Origin of the sequence: Pseudomonas sp. WAC2 (genome assembly GCF_030403525.1) — a bacterium.
In the GTDB taxonomy this organism is placed as follows: Bacteria; Pseudomonadota; Gammaproteobacteria; order Pseudomonadales; family Pseudomonadaceae; genus Chryseomonas; species Chryseomonas luteola.
The window spans coordinates 93,243-111,153 of the sequence record NZ_JAUEPD010000011.1 but is presented as its reverse complement, the minus strand read 5'-3'; the positions used below and the strand labels follow the sequence as shown (position 1 = coordinate 111,153).

At 54.3% G+C, this 17,911-nt stretch carries 18 protein-coding genes and 1 pseudogene; 7 read left to right on the top strand and 12 right to left on the bottom strand.

From position 1 onward, the window contains the following. Window positions 1–13: 13 nt before the first annotated feature. Both QWJ10_RS21210 and QWJ10_RS21205 read right to left on the bottom strand, forming a co-directional pair. The gene (locus QWJ10_RS21210) at window positions 14–448 is read right to left on the bottom strand and encodes a helix-turn-helix domain-containing protein (protein WP_289929594.1); all 435 of its coding nucleotides are present in this window, start codon (window positions 446–448) and stop codon (window positions 14–16) included. A gap of 20 nt (window positions 449–468) precedes the next feature. Next, a complete protein-coding gene (locus tag QWJ10_RS21205; RefSeq protein ID WP_354669636.1) occupies window positions 469–1,320 on the bottom strand; it encodes a DMT family transporter in 852 nt (283 codons plus the stop codon). 155 nt (window positions 1,321–1,475) lie between these two features. On the opposite strand from QWJ10_RS21205, the gene QWJ10_RS21200 reads away from it, so the two are divergent. Next, window positions 1,476–2,327, top strand: coding sequence for a LysR substrate-binding domain-containing protein (locus QWJ10_RS21200; RefSeq protein ID WP_150346293.1), 852 nt, complete (start codon window positions 1,476–1,478; stop codon window positions 2,325–2,327). Window positions 2,328–2,690: 363 nt separating this feature from the next. Continuing rightward, window positions 2,691–4,400 (top strand): amidase, encoded by a 1,710-nt coding sequence (locus QWJ10_RS21195; RefSeq protein WP_289929593.1) that lies wholly within the window; start codon window positions 2,691–2,693, stop codon window positions 4,398–4,400. A 112-nt stretch (window positions 4,401–4,512) separates the two neighbouring features. Here QWJ10_RS21195 and QWJ10_RS21190 read toward each other — a convergent pair whose 3' ends face one another. The 3 genes from QWJ10_RS21190 to QWJ10_RS21180 form a co-directional block, all read right to left on the bottom strand. After that, the gene (locus tag QWJ10_RS21190) at window positions 4,513–5,007 is read right to left on the bottom strand and encodes a DUF4126 domain-containing protein (RefSeq protein WP_289929592.1); all 495 of its coding nucleotides are present in this window, start codon (window positions 5,005–5,007) and stop codon (window positions 4,513–4,515) included. Window positions 5,008–5,187: 180 nt separating this feature from the next. Beyond that, on the bottom strand, window positions 5,188–6,465 hold the full coding sequence (locus QWJ10_RS21185; RefSeq protein ID WP_150346291.1) for a glucarate dehydratase family protein: 1,278 nt from the start codon (window positions 6,463–6,465) through the stop codon (window positions 5,188–5,190). A 60-nt stretch (window positions 6,466–6,525) separates the two neighbouring features. Further along, window positions 6,526–7,869, bottom strand: a complete 1,344-nt coding sequence (locus QWJ10_RS21180; RefSeq protein ID WP_010798769.1) for an MFS transporter — start codon at window positions 7,867–7,869, stop codon at window positions 6,526–6,528. A 106-nt stretch (window positions 7,870–7,975) separates the two neighbouring features. Here QWJ10_RS21180 and QWJ10_RS21175 point away from each other — a divergent pair, with 106 nt between their 5' ends. Next, a complete protein-coding gene (locus tag QWJ10_RS21175) occupies window positions 7,976–8,872 on the top strand; it encodes a LysR substrate-binding domain-containing protein (protein ID WP_010798770.1) in 897 nt (298 codons plus the stop codon). A 403-nt stretch (window positions 8,873–9,275) separates the two neighbouring features. Here the strand turns inward: QWJ10_RS21175 and uraH are convergent, their stop codons facing one another. Beyond that, window positions 9,276–9,677, bottom strand: coding sequence for a hydroxyisourate hydrolase (gene uraH / locus QWJ10_RS21170; RefSeq protein WP_197873256.1), 402 nt, complete (start codon window positions 9,675–9,677; stop codon window positions 9,276–9,278). 12 nt (window positions 9,678–9,689) lie between these two features. Next, window positions 9,690–10,154, bottom strand: a complete 465-nt coding sequence (locus tag QWJ10_RS21165; RefSeq protein WP_289929591.1) for a heme-binding protein — start codon at window positions 10,152–10,154, stop codon at window positions 9,690–9,692. A 174-nt stretch (window positions 10,155–10,328) separates the two neighbouring features. Here QWJ10_RS21165 and QWJ10_RS23200 point away from each other — a divergent pair. Continuing rightward, window positions 10,329–10,941: pseudogene (locus QWJ10_RS23200) on the top strand (SDR family NAD(P)-dependent oxidoreductase). 523 nt (window positions 10,942–11,464) lie between these two features. Here QWJ10_RS23200 and QWJ10_RS21155 read toward each other — a convergent pair. Both QWJ10_RS21155 and QWJ10_RS21150 read right to left on the bottom strand, forming a co-directional pair. Then, entirely contained in the window at window positions 11,465–12,142 is a 678-nt protein-coding gene (locus QWJ10_RS21155) for a TrkA family potassium uptake protein (RefSeq protein ID WP_010798775.1), read from the bottom strand. Then, window positions 12,132–13,466 carry a TrkH family potassium uptake protein gene (locus QWJ10_RS21150; RefSeq protein WP_289929589.1) on the bottom strand — a complete coding sequence of 445 codons (1,335 nt, stop codon included), beginning with the start codon at window positions 13,464–13,466 and terminating at the stop codon, window positions 12,132–12,134. The genes QWJ10_RS21155 and QWJ10_RS21150 overlap by 11 nt, the downstream gene beginning before the upstream one ends. A 395-nt stretch (window positions 13,467–13,861) precedes the next feature. Between QWJ10_RS21150 and QWJ10_RS21145 the strand changes: the two genes are divergently transcribed. Beyond that, window positions 13,862–15,007, top strand: coding sequence for a hypothetical protein (locus QWJ10_RS21145; RefSeq protein ID WP_289929588.1), 1,146 nt, complete (start codon window positions 13,862–13,864; stop codon window positions 15,005–15,007). Between the two features lie 179 nt (window positions 15,008–15,186). On the opposite strand, the gene QWJ10_RS21140 is transcribed toward QWJ10_RS21145, so the two are convergent. Next, complete coding sequence (locus QWJ10_RS21140) at window positions 15,187–15,333, bottom strand: hypothetical protein (protein WP_010798779.1); 147 nt, start codon at window positions 15,331–15,333, stop codon at window positions 15,187–15,189. A 230-nt stretch (window positions 15,334–15,563) separates the two neighbouring features. On the opposite strand from QWJ10_RS21140, the gene QWJ10_RS21135 reads away from it, so the two are divergent. Further along, a complete protein-coding gene (locus tag QWJ10_RS21135; protein ID WP_150346285.1) occupies window positions 15,564–16,388 on the top strand; it encodes an HDOD domain-containing protein in 825 nt (274 codons plus the stop codon). A gap of 48 nt (window positions 16,389–16,436) precedes the next feature. On the opposite strand, the gene QWJ10_RS21130 is transcribed toward QWJ10_RS21135, so the two are convergent. Then, the gene (locus tag QWJ10_RS21130) at window positions 16,437–16,799 is read right to left on the bottom strand and encodes a hypothetical protein (protein ID WP_010798781.1); all 363 of its coding nucleotides are present in this window, start codon (window positions 16,797–16,799) and stop codon (window positions 16,437–16,439) included. 593 nt (window positions 16,800–17,392) lie between these two features. On the opposite strand from QWJ10_RS21130, the gene QWJ10_RS21125 reads away from it, so the two are divergent. Next, window positions 17,393–17,671, top strand: a complete 279-nt coding sequence (locus QWJ10_RS21125) for a hypothetical protein (RefSeq protein WP_289929587.1) — start codon at window positions 17,393–17,395, stop codon at window positions 17,669–17,671. Window positions 17,672–17,715: 44 nt separating this feature from the next. On the opposite strand, the gene QWJ10_RS21120 is transcribed toward QWJ10_RS21125, so the two are convergent. After that, the gene (locus tag QWJ10_RS21120; RefSeq protein ID WP_010798784.1) at window positions 17,716–17,859 is read right to left on the bottom strand and encodes a hypothetical protein; all 144 of its coding nucleotides are present in this window, start codon (window positions 17,857–17,859) and stop codon (window positions 17,716–17,718) included. Window positions 17,860–17,911 lie beyond the last annotated feature (52 nt).

The window sequence follows — 17,911 nt, the reverse complement described above, 5'->3', positions numbered from 1 at the left end:
CGCATTATGCCTCTCATGCATGAAAGCGTTTACGGTATTCGGCCGGAGTAATGCCCACGTGTTTCATGAAGGCTCGGCGCAACGTATCGGTGCTGGCAAAGCCGACCTTGGTAGCGACTTGTTTGGGCACATCGCCCTGCTCTTCCAAAAGCAAACGAGCAGCGCTTATGCGCGCACGCTCTACCCATACCGCAGGCGTTTCACCGATTTCAGCTGAAAACAATCGCGCAAAATGTCGGGAACTCATACCTGCATGAGCCGCTAACGCGTCGACTGACAACGGTGACGACAGGTTTGCCATGGCCCACCGTTGTGTTTCCTGCAGAACAGACCGACCGCCGACACTGGACTGTCCATGCCTGCTGAGCGAAGGGCAAATGGAGCCGGGCATGGCGGTGCTGACCAAGCCTTTCGCCATGGACATAATGGCTACACGCATTCGTACCATGATCGAGTCATGAGGACGCCTTACGTTTTGTCCGCTCGGACGACCAACAGGATTCCTCCTGCAGAAACAGCGGCACCTACCAACATAAGCCACGAGAGCGGTTCGCCGAACATCATCCATGCCCATACCAGCGTAACCGCTGGGCTCAGGTAGAGCACACTGGCTACCCGTGTGGGTGATGAGCGCCGCAGGCACACCCAATACAGACCATAGCCGCCAAGGGTGGAAATTGCCGCGGTCCAAAAGACACTCAATGCAAAACCTGCCGTTGGAATGGGCCAGAGGCTACCCTGCCAGCCTGCAAGCACAGCGAATACCACTGCAGATACCGCACACTGCAGCCACATTGTTGGCAGCAATCCAAGTGGATGAGAAAGCCTGCAATGCTTCTGCCATAACGTAGCCACCGCGAGGGACAGCATGCCCAATATGGGCAGCCCATACGCCCATAAAGGCGCATCCCCCCACGCCAGGGCGTCATAGGTAACCAGTAGCACTCCGCCAAGACCAATGGCCAGCCCCAGCCATACCTTGCCCGAAAGCCGTTGACCCAGAACGGTAACGCTAAGCAGTGCCGTACCGATAGGCAGTAGATCGGCAAGCAATGCAGCCAGACCTGTCGGAACACCCAGCGCAATGCCCTGGACAACACCGATCAGATAACCCGCCATGGCCAGTAGACCTATACCCGCATGCTGCAGGAGCACGGCGGGGTGAACACATCGAAGCGTTTTTATTACGAACGGCAACAGGAAAAGCGTGACCACTACACACCGCCAGAACACAACCAGCAGCGCCGGTGCGTAATCGATTGAAAAACGGGCACCCACAAAGCCCGAACTCCACGTAATGACCATCATTGCTTCAAGCAGGAGTAAAGGCGCTCTGCTGAGAGCTAGAACGCCTGAGAGAGCGCTGATAAGGGGCCGGGTCGTTCGAGTGGTCTGATTCATCACCCGACCTTACGAAAACCAGCTAATCTAATAAATCAAAACTTTATCACTTAATGGTTTACAAATATTAAATGATGAACGCAACCCTTGATATCGAGCTGCTTCGAACCTTCGATACCGTAGCTCGGATGGGAAAATTCAGGCTGGCGGCCGAGCATCTTCATAAAAGCCCTGCGGCTATCAGCGTGCATATTCAGCGGCTGGAGACCATTGCTGGAGGGCGCCTGCTTGAGCGTGATAACCAGTCGGTATCCCTGACAGCGCTTGGGCAGCGACTGCTTATGTCTGCCGCCGAGCTGCTCCGAACCCATGATAGGGTCATGGGCGAGTTACATGGTCCGCACGTGATTGGATGTGTTCAGCTGGGTATGCCTGATGAATATGCCGCCCATGTCATTGGTGACATCCTGCCCATTTTCACAGCCTCCTGGCCAAATGTAGTGCTGGAGGTAACCACCGCACCGAGTTTTACGCTACGCGATCATCTCCAACAGGGAAAGCTTGATCTGGCATTGCTGACCCAACCTCGCGCGGCTGGCTCCGACGCACTGGTACTCACCTCCACGACTCCGGTCTGGGTAGGAAGCGCAGTGCTACCCGCCACGTTGAACGATCCTGTACCACTGGCGCTTTACGCAGCGGATTGCCCTTACCGCGAAGCCATGATAAGCACCCTCACAACGGCAGGAAGGCCATGGCGGGTAGTGTTGGACAGTGCCTCCAGCCAGGCGATAAGGGCCTGTGTCGAGGCCGGGCTTGCCGTTACGCTCATGGATCGTGCACGGGTAACCGAAAGAATGGTTATACGCGAGGACTTACCCATCATGCCTGACCACGAAGTGGTACTGGTCCGCCCACCGGCCAGGGAAAGCAATGAAGCTGTAGAGCTGCTGATAGATGCTATCCAGCGATACTTCCGCCTATAGCTGGCAGAGCCACAGGGTCGCTGCAAACTGTCCTGCGTGAGATTAGGCTTTTACCTTTGAAACGGGCGACGCGGTGTGCTTGTTTCAGATCATTGCACTGGCGCCTATCGACCAGGAGGCTCCTCGTCGGTTGACTTGATACACTTGTCACCTATCAGCCACTCGGTGTGCGCAGAGCGACCAAACACGTGTGCGAGCAGAAGCTTCTGGTTCCAGCGTCTGCCGTATCTGTTATTTGACCAGGATCCTTATGAGAATTGACTCTAACCTACATGATGTTCTTGAGCCTCATACCCAGAGGAAAAATGCCAAGCCTCTAGATTACCACTCTCACATCACCTTTACCCATCCAGTGGTGGCAGCATGATTGAAGTAACCGAGGTTTCCATTGCCGCGCTACGTGAGGCGCTTGAGTCAGGCCGTACCACAGCGGTTGGGCTGGTTCATGCCTACCTTGCCCGGATCAAAGCCTATGATGGTCTTGATACGCCCACGGCCCTGAATGCTGTCGTGGTCAGTAACCCTGATGCCCTCAAGGAAGCGGAAGCATCCGATGCCCGTCGCGCCCGAGGCGAAACACTTGGTCCATTGGATGGGATCCCCTATACGGCAAAAGACAGTTATCTGGTGAAAGGGCTGACTGCCGCCTCGGGCAGCCCTGCCTTCAAGGATCTGGTGGCGTACCGCGATGCGTTCACGATCGAGCGTCTGCGGGCGGCAGGTGCGATCTGCCTGGGCAAGACCAATATGCCCCCCATGGCGAATGGTGGTATGCAGCGCGGCGTTTATGGTCGCGCGGAAAGTCCATATAACGGTGATTACCTGACCGCACCTTTCGCCTCTGGCTCCTCCAACGGTGCAGGTACAGCTACCGCAGCAAGCTTTGCCGCGTTCGGCCTTGCAGAAGAAACATGGTCGAGCGGACGAGGCCCTGCTTCGAATAATGGTTTGTGCGCCTATACCCCCTCACGGGGGGTAATCTCGGTACGCGGGAACTGGCCGCTGACCCCGACGATGGATGTAGTCGTGCCCTTTGCCAGAACCATGGAAGACCTGCTGGAAGTGCTGGATGTGATCGTGGCGGATGACCCGGAAACACGTGGCGATCTATGGCGGATGCAGCCCTGGGTACCAATCCCGAGCGCCTCTTCGGTGCGGCCCGCCACGTATAGGGAGCTTGCCGCAAAACCTGATGCCCTTGCTGGCAAGCGGTTTGGTGTTCCACGCATGTACATAAATGCAGACCCCGAGGCAGGGACCAGTAAAAACCCGGGTATCGGCGGTCCGACTGGGCAACGAATCCATACCCGACCTTCAGTCATCGCACTGTGGGAGCAGGCTCGACAAGCCCTTGAGGCCGCGGGTGCCGAAGTGGTCGAGGTTGACTTCCCGATGGTTTCCAATTGCGAAGGCGACCGTCCCGGCGCGCCAACGGTATACAACCGTGGACTGGTCTCGAAAGAGTTTCTTCATGACGAACTGTGGGAGCTGACGGCCTGGGCGTTCGATGATTTTCTTCAGGCCAATGGGGATCCCAAACTGAACCGTCTGGTGGACGTCGATGGCCCGCAAATCTTTCCCCATGACCCGGGCACCTTACCCAACCGGGAGGGTGACCTTGCGGCCGGTATGGACGAGTATGTGAACATGGCCGAGCGCGGCATCACGCCATGGGACAAGATCGCCACGTTACCTGAGGGGCTGAAAGGGCTTGAAAAGACGCGCCGGATCGATCTGGAAGACTGGATGACCCAGTTGGGATTGGATGCCGTCATCTTCCCGACCGTTGCAGACGTAGCGCCAGCCGATGCTGACGTGAATCCCGAGTCGGCCGATATCGCCTGGAGCAATGGCGTCTGGGTCGCCAATGGCAACCTTGCGATTCGTCACTTAGGCGTACCTACCGTAACGGTGCCCATGGGCATCATGGCCGATATCGGTATGCCGGTAGGCCTGACCTTTGCCGGACGTGCCTACGATGATTCCTCCCTGCTGCGTTTTGCAGCGGCTTTCGAATCAACCGGATCGCGCCGCATGATTCCCCCGCGTACTCCGCCGTTACAAACGAGCTGACCAAGAGCTGGGCGAGACTGAAGAGCTGTAACCAATCCCGCTCAGTTGCCGATACATTCAGGGACTTACCTTCGCCTTTTGCAGGTTTGTCCCTGTGTTGCTAAAAGCAACCTCAGCCCTTACCTAAGACGCGCTTTAACCCGGCGTTACCAATAGCAAGTGCCAAGCTGTCTTCGGCGAGCCCCAAGGCTGCGTTGATGACTGCACCGGAGCTGCCGTAACGCTTGCGCAGGCGAATGGCGATTTTTGCCGAGATGCAGGCAGCGGTTGCGCCGATCAAAGCGGGGACCAAAGCAGGCTGCCGCTGCGCCCCAGCCAGTGCTGCCGCGGTCACACCTCCTGACAGCGCCCGTACCATCATTGACGGTGCGATTGTCCGATCGGGGGCAAATGGAAGTTTGTCGCCCACCAACTCACTTGCGGCAAGCGGTATCAAGAGCTGGCGTGCTCTGGACTTAACCAGTGTACGGGTCAAGGAGTCTGCGTTGGTAGCAGCCGAACGCCTGGCAAGCGCCTCACTGACCATTGCAGGAGCCAGCATGCTACGCATACCTGTTACGACGCCTAGCGCTAAAGCGCCACATAAAAGACGGTTCGATCTTGTCATGCTCATACCTCCAGTCGTTAAGCATGTCGACCGGCCGTAGCTGGAGGCAGTTCAGGCTGCCAGCAAGATTAAAGCTGTATCGCTTCCTGATAGAGCGGCTTGTCATGAGCTACCATTTTGCTACCAATAAAGGCAACATATGACAAGCCGTTTTCTAGATGCCTATGACTACTTTTTGCTTTAGAACCGAGGCTTTAATGCTTTCCAGTCGGGGTCATATTTCTGCATTTGCCGGACGTCATCACGTTGGCGAATACCGCAGGTAAGATATTGGTCGTTGAGTTTGGCCAGTTGGTCATAATCCAGCTCAACGCCCAGTCCGGGTGCGTCCGTAATCGCAACGCACCCATTGCGAATCGGTAGCTTGCCACCTTTGATAACCTCTTCATCGGCCTCCTGCCAGGGATAATGTGTGTCGCAAGCATAGGAGAGATTGGGTACAGCAGCCGCTACATGCGTCATTGCCATAAGACTGATGCCCAAGTGCGAATTGGAATGCATCGAAACGCCCAACCCAAAGGTTTCACACATACGGGAAAGGATTTGGGTATCACGCAGGCCACCCCAATAGTGATGGTCCGCCAACACAATCTGTACGCTGTTCAGCGCGATGCTGCGGCGGAACTCATCAAAATCCGTCACGACCATGTTGGTCGCCAGTGGAAGGCCTGTGCGCCGATGCAGCTCAGCCATCCCTTCAAGGCCTGGACACGGATCTTCATAGTATTGAAGATCATCGCCTAACAGCTCCGCCATGCGAATCGAAGTCTCGAGTGACCAGTTGCCGTTTGGATCGATGCGCAGAGGTATGCCAGGAAAAGCCTGCTTGAGCGCTTTCATACAGGCAACCTCATGCTCGGGGCCCAGTAGGGTTCCCGCCTTAAGCTTGATGCTTTGGAATCCGTTCTCCTCGATCATGGTACGCGCCTGGGCGACTACCTGCTCCGGACTGATCGCCTCGCCCCACCGGTCTGGCTTATAGGGTGACTGAATATGCTCGGCATATTTCAGAAACAGATAGGCGCTGAAGGGGACCTCCCGACGTACGGCGCCGCCCAGAAGATCTACCAGCGGCACCCCTATCGAACGGGCTTGTAGGTCCAGGAAGGCAACCTCGAACGCCGAATACGCATTTGCCACTTGTTTACTAGGGTGTGAACCCGGCGCCAACTCTGCTCCGGGATTGGCACCCGGTTGAAGACGGGCCACTGTCTGGATGACCTGGGCGCGCAACCCGTTGAGATCGAAAGGATCCAGGCCGAGCAGGCTTTCCTGCATGGCCTGCAGCACGCTAAGCACCGGTGCATCACCGTAGCTTTCGCCCAAGCCTATAAAACCGTTATCACTCTCCACCTCAATGATCGAACGCAGCGCATAAGGCTCATGGATACCACTGGCGTTAAGCAGTGGCGCATCCTTGAAGGCAATCGGGGTTACACGGATGTGTTTGATCTTCATGATAGAACTCCTGAACACTAGAGAGGGCCTCCGGGGCTGCCCGGCAGGCCCGTCCTTTACTCAAGCAGGCACAGCGGCCACCTTGGCTTTGATACCGTCGCTAGGACCTCTTCTCGTCTTGGTCATGAAGACCAAGATGCCGGCAATCAAGGAGACCGTGGCAAGACCAATGAGGCCGCCCTCAATCGAGCCGGTTCGTTCCTCCAGAAAGCCAAACGTGGCAGGCGCAACGAAACCGCCCAGGCTACCTACCGAATTGATCAGTGCGATGACTGCCGCCGAGATACGTGCATCCAGATAAGACTGGGGGATCGGCCAGAACAGTGATGACGCTGCCTTGAAGCCGATAGCGGCGAAGCAGATAGCCAGAAACGCAAACACCGTCCCCCCCATCGTCGAGGCGAACAGCCCAATGGCTGCAATGATGAAGGCTGACGAAGCCCAGGCCTGCTGCCACTTGAAGCGGGACGCCAGACTGGCGAACAGGTACATGGCCACGACGGAAATGATCCACGGAATGGAATTGAAAAGACCAATCTCGAAGTCGCCCAGCCCGCCCATGGAGCGAATGATGCTCGGCAGCCAGAAAGTGCAGCCGTAGATCGTCAGCGAGATCGAAAAATACAGAAAGCAGAACAGCGCAATTTGCGGATCACGCAACAACTTGAACGCTGAAGGATGAGCCTTGCTCTCGCCTACTGCCAATTCGCGCTGGCGTTGCTCCTCATCGATACAGTCAGTCAGTGCATTGCGCTCTTCCGTGCTCAGCCATTTGGCATCCTTGGGCAGGGAATCCAGCCAGAACCAGACAAAACCGCACAGTACGACGGAGAACAAGCCTTCAATCAGGAACATCCATTGCCAGCCGGACATCCCCAGCCCGGTTATTCCCAGCAGGGCGCCAGACAACGGACCAGAGAGGATAGAGGCAATGGCTGAACCACTCAGAAAAATTGCCATGGCCTTGCCACGTTCATCAGCAGGCAGCCATTTGGTGAAGTAGTAAACCACCCCAGGGAAGAACCCCGCCTCGGCAACGCCAAGCAGAAATCGCAGGATATAGAACCAGGTTTCATTAGGTACGAACGCCATGGCCGTTGCGACAATACCCCAGGTGAACATGATGCGCGTCAGCCATGCCTTGGCACCGAACCGCTGCAAGAGCATGTTGGACGGGACCTCGAATAGCGCATAGCCAATGAAGAATAGGCCGGCACCCAAACCATAGGCAGCGGCACCAATCCCGAGATCGGTCTCGAGATGGCTACGTACAAAGCCGATATTGACCCGGTCGATGTAGTTGACGATGAACATGACGACAAATAACGGCAAGACATGCCGCTTCACCTTGGAGACCGCACGGGTTAGCACCGTGGAGTCCACGGAAGACTGGACATTACTCATGGGCGACTCCCCGCTCATTGTTTTTGTAGGAGAGCGTCGATAATGGAGGCCGATATTGTTACTGTCTAATCTATATTAGGTCTTGATTGATACCGAGATTAGATCAATGTTTGAACTCGCTCAGCTCCGCTGCTTCACCACGGTGGCTACAGAACTCAACTTTCGCCGTGCGGCAGAGCGGCTGAACATGACGCAGCCGCCGTTAAGTCGGCAGATTCAGTTACTTGAGCATAGCCTGGGCGTAGAACTTTTTTCTCGAAATACGCGCAGCGTAGCCCTAACTGCGGCAGGAAGAGCTTTTTTCATCGAAGCCCAGGCACTTCTGGAGCGAGCACAACAGGCTGCAATTGCCGCGCGACGTTTTGCCGAAGGCGACATCGGCTCGGTTACCATCAGCTTCGTTGGCAGCGCCGTTTATGAGTTTCTTCCCAAGGTCATTGCCGAAGCCCGTCTTAGTCAGCCCAACGTCAAGGTTGCCCTGACGGAGATGAATACGTTTCAGCAACACGAAGCGCTACGGGCACGCCGTATCGACCTGGGTATCGTCCGTGCACCACTCCTGCAGCCGGGCTATGAAACCGAATGCCTGGTTCGTGAGCCGTTCGTGCTTGCTGTACCCGCCAGCCATCCCTTGGCTCATGCACCTGTGATAACCGTGCAGGACCTTCATGGGATGCCCTTTCTCATGTATTCGCACTCGGCTTACCCCCCCTTTAACGAGCTGCTGACCGGTATGTTCCGCTCCGCCAGCGTCGAGCCGGAATACATTCAATGGCTAAGCTCATCGCTCACCATTCTGGCGTTGGTCAACGCGGGGATGGGATTGGCGTTTGTACCTCGCTGCGCCACCAATGTCGTCTTCAAGGAGGTGGTCTTTAGGGAAATCGATCTGGGCGACGGCATACAAAGCGAATTGCATCTGGTATGGCGTACAGATAATGACAATCCCGCCTGCAAGATGCTGCTGGAAGCCATCCGCTCTGCGATCAAGGCGGAGCGTTAGCAGAACCCGCTAGGTCTCTATCAGGAACCCTTATTGGTTCACTCTGCCAGATTGATGAGGATGCTGTAGTCCAACGCTTTGCCGAGGCAGGAAGAGAGCTAGCCAGCGGACCGAGTGGTCACAGGCCAGGAAAAAGCCCGTAATCACTTTCGATTTGGACGTACACCTTGGGACACCCTGATCAAATTTCTCAGCCTTCCCTATCCGCTTCGTTACGACGAGGGCCACGCTGGACCCCAGCGTAAATCCAAACGCGATCAACCCGGTTGCCTGGAGAAGTAGGCGTACCATTGTTTAGCAAAACGGTATCGTCTTCTCCGCCAGCACTAGCATGAAGGGTCGGTATCATTCAGTGGATACCGACACAATGGCAACATCTTCTCAAGACTCTTTGACTAACGCCCTATGAACCCCGATAGGTGCTGAAACCATAAGGGCTGAGCAGCAGTGGGATGTGATAGTGCTGGTCCGTTTGTTTTACTTCAAAGATCACAGGTATTTCAGGAAAAAAGGTTTCGTGGCCGGTTTTCTTGTAATAATCGCCGGTCTTGAAAACAACTCGATATTCGCCTTTTTGCAGAGGTGTACTGCTGGGGTAAAGCTCGGCGATGCGACCTTGCTCGTTGGTAGTGCCTTGGGCCAGCGGCTGCCAAGTCTCTCCGATGTGACGCTCAAGCGTTACATTTACACCGGATGAGGGTACGCCGGTCTCAATATTGAGCACATGTACGCTAAGCGGATTATTGGCAGCGACAGCCATGCCGGACATTGCCGTCATACCTAGTGCCAGTATCAGAGTCTTCATGGTGGTTCTCCTTCAAGGGTTAGTTTTCAAACCTATCGCCGAGGCAGCCTCGGTCGCACATTGCTCATCCTGGGCAGCGCCGCCAGCACCTGCTACGCCAAAAGCACCTACCAGCGCGTCGCCTTCATAGAGGGGCACACCGCCTCCAAGCAGCAATAGCTCAGGCAAGGTATTGAGGTTGGCAGCCTCCGGATTCTGACGGGCCTTTTCAGCCAGCAGGCGTGTCGCTGTCTTGGTAGACAATGCGGTATAGGCCTTGCGGCGGGCAGCATCTGCGTTATGAGGGCCCACCTGGGTATCGCGCTGAATAAGAATAGGGTTCCCGCCGCGATCAAGCGCTGCCATTGCAGCATGACAGGGCGCAGCGTCCAGCAAGCGACGGGCTGTGGCCAAGTCCAGCTCCGCCTGTTTGGGTAAGGCGGCGTCTGCGTTTACGACTGCCAGCATGAGCAATGTGAATGTAACGATTCTGTCCATGACAGGGCTCCTTGGTTGGATCGATATACCCTAACCAAGCCACACGGTCAGAAACGGGTCATTGCGATGACATTTTTGTCAGAAACCGCGTGATGCATGTATGACATACCGATTTAACTAGACACCGGGTGTAGTGCTAGGCTTTCCCAACGTACTGCTCAAGGACCATCTTCAATGGAAGTGAAACCACCTGCGTATCGCCCTGGCGCCATCGTTATCGGTGCATCCTCCGGAATGGGTGAGGCACTGGCGCGCCGTTTGGTAACAGAAGGCTGGCGGGTCGGTTTGGCTGCGCGAAGAGCTGAACGCCTTCAAGCACTCGCCCAGGAACTAGGTGATCACGCCATCATTTGCCCACTGGACCTGATGGAAATAGACGAAGCCCGGATAGCTCTCAAAGGCTTTATCCAGCAGGTAGGTCACGTTGAGCTGGTAGTCATCAGTGCGGGGACAGGGTCACCTGGTAGGAATTTCATCCATTGCCAAGCTCCGCGCCAACGGGGGCGCTACCGCCTATTGTGCCTCGAAGGCCTTCGTCTCGACATACCTGGATGGCCTGCGCGACCTGGCACGTCACCATAAACTGCTTGTGACAGTAACCGAGGCGTGTCCCGGCTTTGTCAACACCGACATGTTGAAAGTTGATAAACCTTTCTGGGTGGCCACGCCTGAAAAAGCCGCCGATTGTATATATGCCGCCATCAGGACGCGTACCAAGCACGTCTATGTCACCAGGCGCTGGGGCTTGATTGGTCGTCTGCTGCGTCTGTTGCCTTCGCCCGGTTGATGGTAGCTTCAGGCACTCGGGACGGGCACTTCTTAAGCGAGCTGTCCGTGATAACAGGTATACGGCAAGTTCATCGTATGCGTCTTTAAATACAGTGGATTGCCAAGGCGCGGCCCAATCGATGATTGCTTTATAACTGCACGGATGGCCCTTAAGGTCTGATAGGGTCAAGCCGGTTTCTTGACAGGATATCCGCTACGTATAACGGTCTATACCTCGCTGTGACTTCAATAACAGGCCATGACTCTAATTTTGCTGGAAGACGTTTATTAAAGATAAACGAAGATTAATCTTTAATAGCATTTAAAGACTTCCTCATGTCTATCTTTCCTGTTTTATATTGGCGCTTTAAAGGCGTGCCTATATGTATACCAGCGTAAGAAAAGGGTAGTAAGTGCGGTAGAGCAATTTGCCAATCAGCTGGGAAGCTGATTCATAAAACGCTGAAAATGACATCCACCCCGTAAAGCTGAGCGGATGTCGACCAATAAGGACTATCAAGAGACTTGTATTGATACGGCCGCTAAACCTGAGCTGAAAACTTTTCCACCAGCTTGGTGGTGCCTGCTACGATCAAGAAATCACCTTCATGTATCTGTGTGTCTGCTTTGGCATACACGAAGTCTGTCTTGGGCCGCTTGAGGCCGATCACGGTCACGCCGTAGCGTGTACGAATAGCCGATTCGGCTAGCGTTTTTCCATGGGCTTCCTGTGGTGCTCCGGTTTTGGCAATAGCGAAACCATCCTCAAACTCGATGAATTCGAACATCTTGCCTGTCACCAGATGAGCCACGCGCTCTCCCATGGCGGCCTCTGGATAGACAACATGATGAGCACCGATTCGCTCAAGAATCTGCCCATGCTTTGCACTCATGGCTTTGGCCCAGATGTCTTTCACGCCCAGCTCCTGAAGTGCCAGGACGGTTAGAACACTGGCCTCAAGGTCGCTACCAATGCCAACAACAGCGTGTATGAATTCATCAACGCCCAACTGGCGCAAAGCTTCGATATTGGTGCTGTCGGTTTGAGCGACATGGGTCAGCCGGTCGGACCAGTTCTGGACGAGGCTTGCATCCTCGTCCAGCCCTAGTACTTCATGCCCCATGTCGATTAGCGATTCGGCAACAGAGGCACCAAAGCGGCCCAGACCGATAACGACCACGCTGTCACTGCGGGTCGACGAGAACAGTTTATCCAACAATGGGGCGTTCCTCAGGATAGCGATAAGGTTTGTTTCGGCTACGCAAGGCCAGAGCAGTTGCCACGGTAATCGTCCCGACGCGGCCTACAAACATCAGGACAATGATAACGACCTGCCCTACGGGAGGAAGATCAGCGGTGATTCCCGTGGAAAGACCTACCGTGGCAAAGGCAGAAATTGTTTCGAACGCGATTTTTTCAAGAGGAAACGAGGTCACACTGATCAGAATGAGTGTTGCACTCGCGACCATGGCAGTTCCCAAAAGAACAACAACCAGTGCCTGGCGTTGCGTTTCCGAAGCGATCCGTCGGTTAAAGACTGCGGTATCCGTGTTACCCCGGATCTCTGCCCAAACCACAAAGAACAGTAAAAAGAAGGTAGTAACCTTTATACCTCCAGCGGTACCCGCGCTACCGCCCCCGATAAACATCAGAATGTAATGGATAGCCAAGGTCTCTGTGGTGAATTGCCCGACGTCTAAACTATTAAACCCAGCCGTACGCGCGGCAGCAGAGTGGAAAAAGGCGGCCAACAGCTTGGCCCCTGTGTCGAGTGGACCAAGTGTGCCGGCGTTATTCCATTCATATCCCAGCATGGCTACTGTACCGATGATCAACAGGAGCGCCGAGCCCAGCAAGGTAATACGCGTATGAACAGACCATGGCCGGTTTTTCCGGCGCATGTGCCTGAGCTCATACAGTACGGGAGAGCCGATGCCGCCTATGATCAGTGCAGCAGTGATGGGGAGAATTACGATAGGGTCTGCGACGAACCCCATCAGATTATCTGAGTAAGTAGAAAATCCGGCGTTGTTGAACGCCGAAATCGCGTGGAAAATACCATTCCATGCGGCATTCTCCCATGGCTCCTGATAAGCAAAATGCAGATGGAAAGCGAGCAGTACAGCTATCGTCAACTCGACTGTGAGCGTAACGGCCAACACCAATCGCAGCACCTCAACGACATCACCCAACCCAAGCAAGCGGGTTTCACTCTGGGCCAATAATCGGCTGCTCAGTTGCAAGCGTCGATTAACCAGAAGACCCAACAAGGTTGCACCACTCATGATGCCGATTCCACCAATCTGGAACAGAACAAGAATGATGACCTGACCGAAGCCGCTCCAATACGTAGCAGTGTCTACGGTGACAAGACCGGTCACGCAGGTTGCCGAAACCGCAGTAAACAAGGCCGTCAAAAAGGGAGCGCTCGCTTCACCGGCTCGCGCCACTGGCAACATGAGTAATGATGTGCCTATCAATATGGTGATCAGGAAGGCCAACGGCACCAGCCGGGCAGGATGTTTTATGGTATTTCGCAGCAAGGGCCTGTTCTCGAGTCATTGTTTTGTATGGCATTTACATTATGGCAAGACGCAACGATATGCGCGTCTATGAGACCACAGTGAGAAAACGGCGTCCTCAAAAACTCTTATGATTGGCAACCTAATAAATAGCCTTACTATTGTTGGCATCCTTCCAAAGCCGTTCCTATACTCAAGCTGCTTTACGCACCGGTTGGGTGCCATGTTGACTCATTTGAGTGTTGGTTAGGGAAGACCAGAATTCTTGCCTGCCCGTTCTGATGCGCTTTTACATGGCTCCAAGCCATTTGCTGATAGATACCCGCAGGCCAGATGCCTATGCAGTTGTGGGTGAGCCGTCATCAGTTGATAACGATTTCAGCGGTCTCATGACTTTGACATAGGGAGATTTTTCAATGCCTGCGCTCAAACCCCTCGCCCTTGCCGTACTGGCTACCCTCACCCTGCACGCTCATGCAGAAAACAACACGGTAGATCTTAATCAGAACGGCGAAAACAACACCTCCACGATCGAACAGAGCGGTACGTCCAATAACTTTACGCAAACGCAGACAGGGCAAAACGGTTACGGATTCATTGAGCAGTCCGGTACTGAAAACAGCGGCACGGTTTACCAAGAGGGCGTTGGCAACAGGACGCAATTTATCCAGGAAGGCGGAAGCCTCAACGTTGGGCAGATTTACCAGTCGGGCAATGAAAATACGGCTTATATCACTCAAAGTAACTACGAACATCGCGGTATGGGGGTTCGTGGCAAGGCCGATCAAGATACCGCAATCATTGAGCAAAACGGCACGGCAAACAACGCTGGCATCAACCAGACCCTATCGTCTTACAGCAATGCCTCCATACGCCAGAATGGCGACAATAACGATGCCAACAGTGAGCACTACAGCTCCAACTACGGAACTCAAACGACAGTTCAGGAAGGCAGCGGTAACAGGAGTGACATCTTCCAGTCCTTCAGCGAGTACCCAATCGCCTCGGTTTATCAGTACGGTGATAACAACGATGCGCGGGTTTCTCAGCTGATCGATAACAGCGTCGCGCTTGCTACCCAGGACGGAAATGGAAATAGCATCAGGCTGACGCAGAACAGCATCTTTGGAGAACCCTCTGCAAATAATGCTACTGCACGTGTCGATCAGTCCGGCGACCTCAATAAAGTCGATATCACGCAGGGCGGGACCTACAACGAAGTCAATGTATCGCAAACAGGTAACAGCAACGTTGTAGGCGTGGCAGGAGAGACGTCCTACGACGTGGCCCAGACAGGTAACCGCAACTTCCTGTCATCGGTTCAGGACGGAACGGGTAACGAGCTGTACTTCAACCAGAACGGCGATGACAACGAACTGTATGTATCGCAGTCGGGTGATGCCAACACGATTACGGCTACGCAAACCGGCGTAGGCTATTCGGCCATTCTCTCTCAGAATGGCTCAGCCAACAGCATGAACGTAACCCAATCTTCTCAGGGCGATATAGCGACCATTAGCCAGAGCGGTACGGGTAACACTGCGACACTGACACAGCGTTAACCGCTGACGCTGGCCAGGTTCAGGCGCCTTGCGAAAGGCCTCTGAACCGGGCTCTTATCCTTAAATACAGGTTCCCACAGGGTCTACCGGCGGCGTATTGTCATCCTCCGCAGGCATCTCGTCCGGGTGAGTCTCGTCTGGAACACCGTCATCGAAATGACGATGAGGATCGTTGTCCATCAGCTGTACTCCGGGTCAGTCGGATTCTTTTGAGGAAGACGCTCATCGGGGGCATGCTCACGCTGATCATCACCGATTGGCTCATCCTGTGGTGAAGGGGTTGGATCGATTTCTGGGTCGTCCGGTGCCTTTTGGAATTCAACCATCAGTCTTCTCCTGTGCAGTAGGTGCCCTTTTTGTTGGGCAAGTCTATGGCCACTTTGTTCAGGCTGGCTGAGCGCTTAGGGTTATTGCAGCAGGGATTGAAGATAAGGATCCGCACTTTACTGGACTATTACACGTCTCCTGCCCCAGCGAGCCGACGTCTGACCACTAGCGACTTGGCAAAGCTTTTCTATGCTTTGGAATATACCGTTCAGGCATCAAGGATGCCTTCATGAATATCGACACCCTGTTCAATGAGATTCACAACCTGCCCAGCGTGCCCAAGGTCGCCCAGGATCTCATCCAGCAATTCGATAACCCATCCTCCAGCCTGGACAGTGTTGCGCGTAACGTGGAACGCGATCCTGTTATTGCCGCCAAGGTATTACGTCTCGCCAACTCGGCCCGGTTCAAGGGTGCTCGTGATTCGACCAGCATCGAAGATGCCACCATGCGCCTGGGCTTCAATACGCTTCGTACGTTGGTTCTGGCGTCCGCCATGACAGGCGCGTTCAAGGTGGACTCAGGCTATAACCTGAAAGCGTTCTGGACTCACAGTTTTCGGGTAGCCAGTATCTGTCGACTCCTGGCAAAGCAGCTGGGCAAAGACCCGGACACAGCCTTTACCTGTGGCATGATGCATAACATTGGTGAGCTGCTGATTCAGGCGGGTGCGCCTGACTATGCAGCCAAGCTGAACAAGCAACCTAAAAAGGATGCTACGGGACGAGCAGCGGATGAGACCGTGCAATTGGGCTTTGGCTATCCAGAAGTAGGGGCAGAGCTGGCAAAGCGTTGGCAATTACCCAAGGTCATTCAACAAGCGATCGCTTATCAAGGTCGTCCCACCCAGGCACCTGCCGAGGCGGACGATTATCCACGCATTGTGGCGCAAGCAGTAGCGATCAGCGATGTCTACGAAGCCCATGGTGCCACGCCTGAGGCACAGCAGCATCTGACCGGCCCCCTGTTCAACGGACTAGATACAGACAAGCTGTTTGCTGCCTTACCCGACGTGCTTGAAGCCGACAAGGCGTTTGCTGAACTGATCGGCTAACTCCTGCCCGGCAGCCATGTGCTGCCGGGTATCACCTCAGCTTAACGGTCAGGTCGCCGGAACGACAAGATCGCCGCCGGGCCGGCGAAAGCCCAGCATGTTGCCATAACGCATGACCCCCCAGGTTTCCACGACCGGACCGGAGCGCAGCATCATGCGGACTTTGACTTCACTCTGGTAACTGGGAATGACGGTACAGGCCTTGGCCTGCTCGCCAGGGATATGGAAGGTGTTCTGTGGATCCAGAGCGGCCTGCGGGCAACGGTCAAAGCCGAAGACCGGCACTTCTGCGCCATTCACCACGATCTTGAAGCCGGGGCCCATCGTGATCACAGGAGGCAGATCAGCCCATGCAAGACCACTTGTTACACCAAGGGCCACGGTTGCCGCCAACATACGGATTGCCTTCATAGACTGGCTCTCCTCTACCTATAAAGCACTACCACTTAAGACTAGAACCGCTAATCACGGAGGGGTTCCCCTAAGTCTTGTAGAGCAGGCCCAACGGTCCTGACGATACGGCGTTCATGTTTCAACTAATCGTGTTACCGGTCGAAACCCAAACGCCGCCTTGCGGATAAAGGCTTTGCTCATTAACTAGACGCTGGATTGAGCTATAGGAGGCACAGGAAAAAAGCCTTTTTTCAGTAAACCTTGCATGCGATTGAAAGGCGATATGACGTATGGAGAAAGGAACAGAACGTGAGAATAGCGCGCTCCGTTTTGAATAGGCGGCAGGCTGAACGGATCGTGCACATGTCTACAGCTTTGAGCGCCCAGATAATTACTGAAAAATTCGCTCAAAATGACAGTACTGACATTGGGAATTGCTCTGCAGTGCTTTTAGCAATATCCACTCTAGTCTGATCCCTATGTATGGGCTCTGGATACTAGCCCAATCGGCTAAGTCCATAAGCTTGGATAAGTGACGCCAGGTTTATCTCAAGTCGCTAATTATTCCGCATAAATGAACAATCAGATCATTATTAGATTGGAATAGATGCTTGAAACTCGTGTCTATCAACATGCATCTTCTTCTTGAGGACGACCGTATGGATGGGCACGAAAAGTATGAAGCACTGACGGGCAAGTCGTGGACGGCAGCTGTGACAGAGTGGAATCAACTTGAGCAACGGGTACAAGAAGCAGCCACTCAATATCTCAAATGCGCAGCACCTCATCAATCGGATGAACGGAAACAGCTCGAAACGGCCTTGGGATCACGACACAGCGAAGCGGACGCGTACTGGAAAAAGATGTGGGAAGATCTTGATCGCTGTTAGCAAAAAACCCGGTCATATAACCGGGCTTTTATTCGAGTATTCGACTACAAGGGACGATTTACATCGTCATCATCCAAAGTATCGTCTGGCATAGCGGGATCAACCACATCGCCACCAATACCTGTATCGTCTGGTTTAAGCGGATCAGGGCTTTGCGCTGTTAGTGGAGCGTGCTCATACGTAGCCATGGTGCATCTCCTTTCTTATAAGGCCAAAGCGGCCTTATAACTTGGAGTCGTC

Bases quoted from the DNA above. Each gene is read 5' to 3' on its own strand.
- QWJ10_RS21210 (WP_289929594.1), bottom strand. From the start codon at position 448: ATGGTACGAATGCGTGTAGCCATTATGTCCATGGCGAAAGGCTTGGTC.
- QWJ10_RS21200 (WP_150346293.1), top strand. From the start codon at position 1,476: ATGAACGCAACCCTTGATATCGAGCTGCTTCGAACCTTCGATACCGTA.
- QWJ10_RS21195 (WP_289929593.1), top strand. From the start codon at position 2,691: ATGATTGAAGTAACCGAGGTTTCCATTGCCGCGCTACGTGAGGCGCTT.
- QWJ10_RS21190 (WP_289929592.1), bottom strand. From the start codon at position 5,007: ATGACAAGATCGAACCGTCTTTTATGTGGCGCTTTAGCGCTAGGCGTC.
- QWJ10_RS21185 (WP_150346291.1), bottom strand. From the start codon at position 6,465: ATGAAGATCAAACACATCCGTGTAACCCCGATTGCCTTCAAGGATGCG.
- QWJ10_RS21180 (WP_010798769.1), bottom strand. From the start codon at position 7,869: ATGAGTAATGTCCAGTCTTCCGTGGACTCCACGGTGCTAACCCGTGCG.
- QWJ10_RS21175 (WP_010798770.1), top strand. From the start codon at position 7,976: ATGTTTGAACTCGCTCAGCTCCGCTGCTTCACCACGGTGGCTACAGAA.
- uraH (WP_197873256.1), bottom strand. From the start codon at position 9,677: ATGAAGACTCTGATACTGGCACTAGGTATGACGGCAATGTCCGGCATG.
- QWJ10_RS21165 (WP_289929591.1), bottom strand. From the start codon at position 10,154: ATGGACAGAATCGTTACATTCACATTGCTCATGCTGGCAGTCGTAAAC.
- QWJ10_RS21145 (WP_289929588.1), top strand. From the start codon at position 13,862: ATGCCTGCGCTCAAACCCCTCGCCCTTGCCGTACTGGCTACCCTCACC.
- QWJ10_RS21140 (WP_010798779.1), bottom strand. From the start codon at position 15,333: ATGGTTGAATTCCAAAAGGCACCGGACGACCCAGAAATCGATCCAACC.
- QWJ10_RS21135 (WP_150346285.1), top strand. From the start codon at position 15,564: ATGAATATCGACACCCTGTTCAATGAGATTCACAACCTGCCCAGCGTG.
- QWJ10_RS21130 (WP_010798781.1), bottom strand. From the start codon at position 16,799: ATGAAGGCAATCCGTATGTTGGCGGCAACCGTGGCCCTTGGTGTAACA.
- QWJ10_RS21120 (WP_010798784.1), bottom strand. From the start codon at position 17,859: ATGGCTACGTATGAGCACGCTCCACTAACAGCGCAAAGCCCTGATCCG.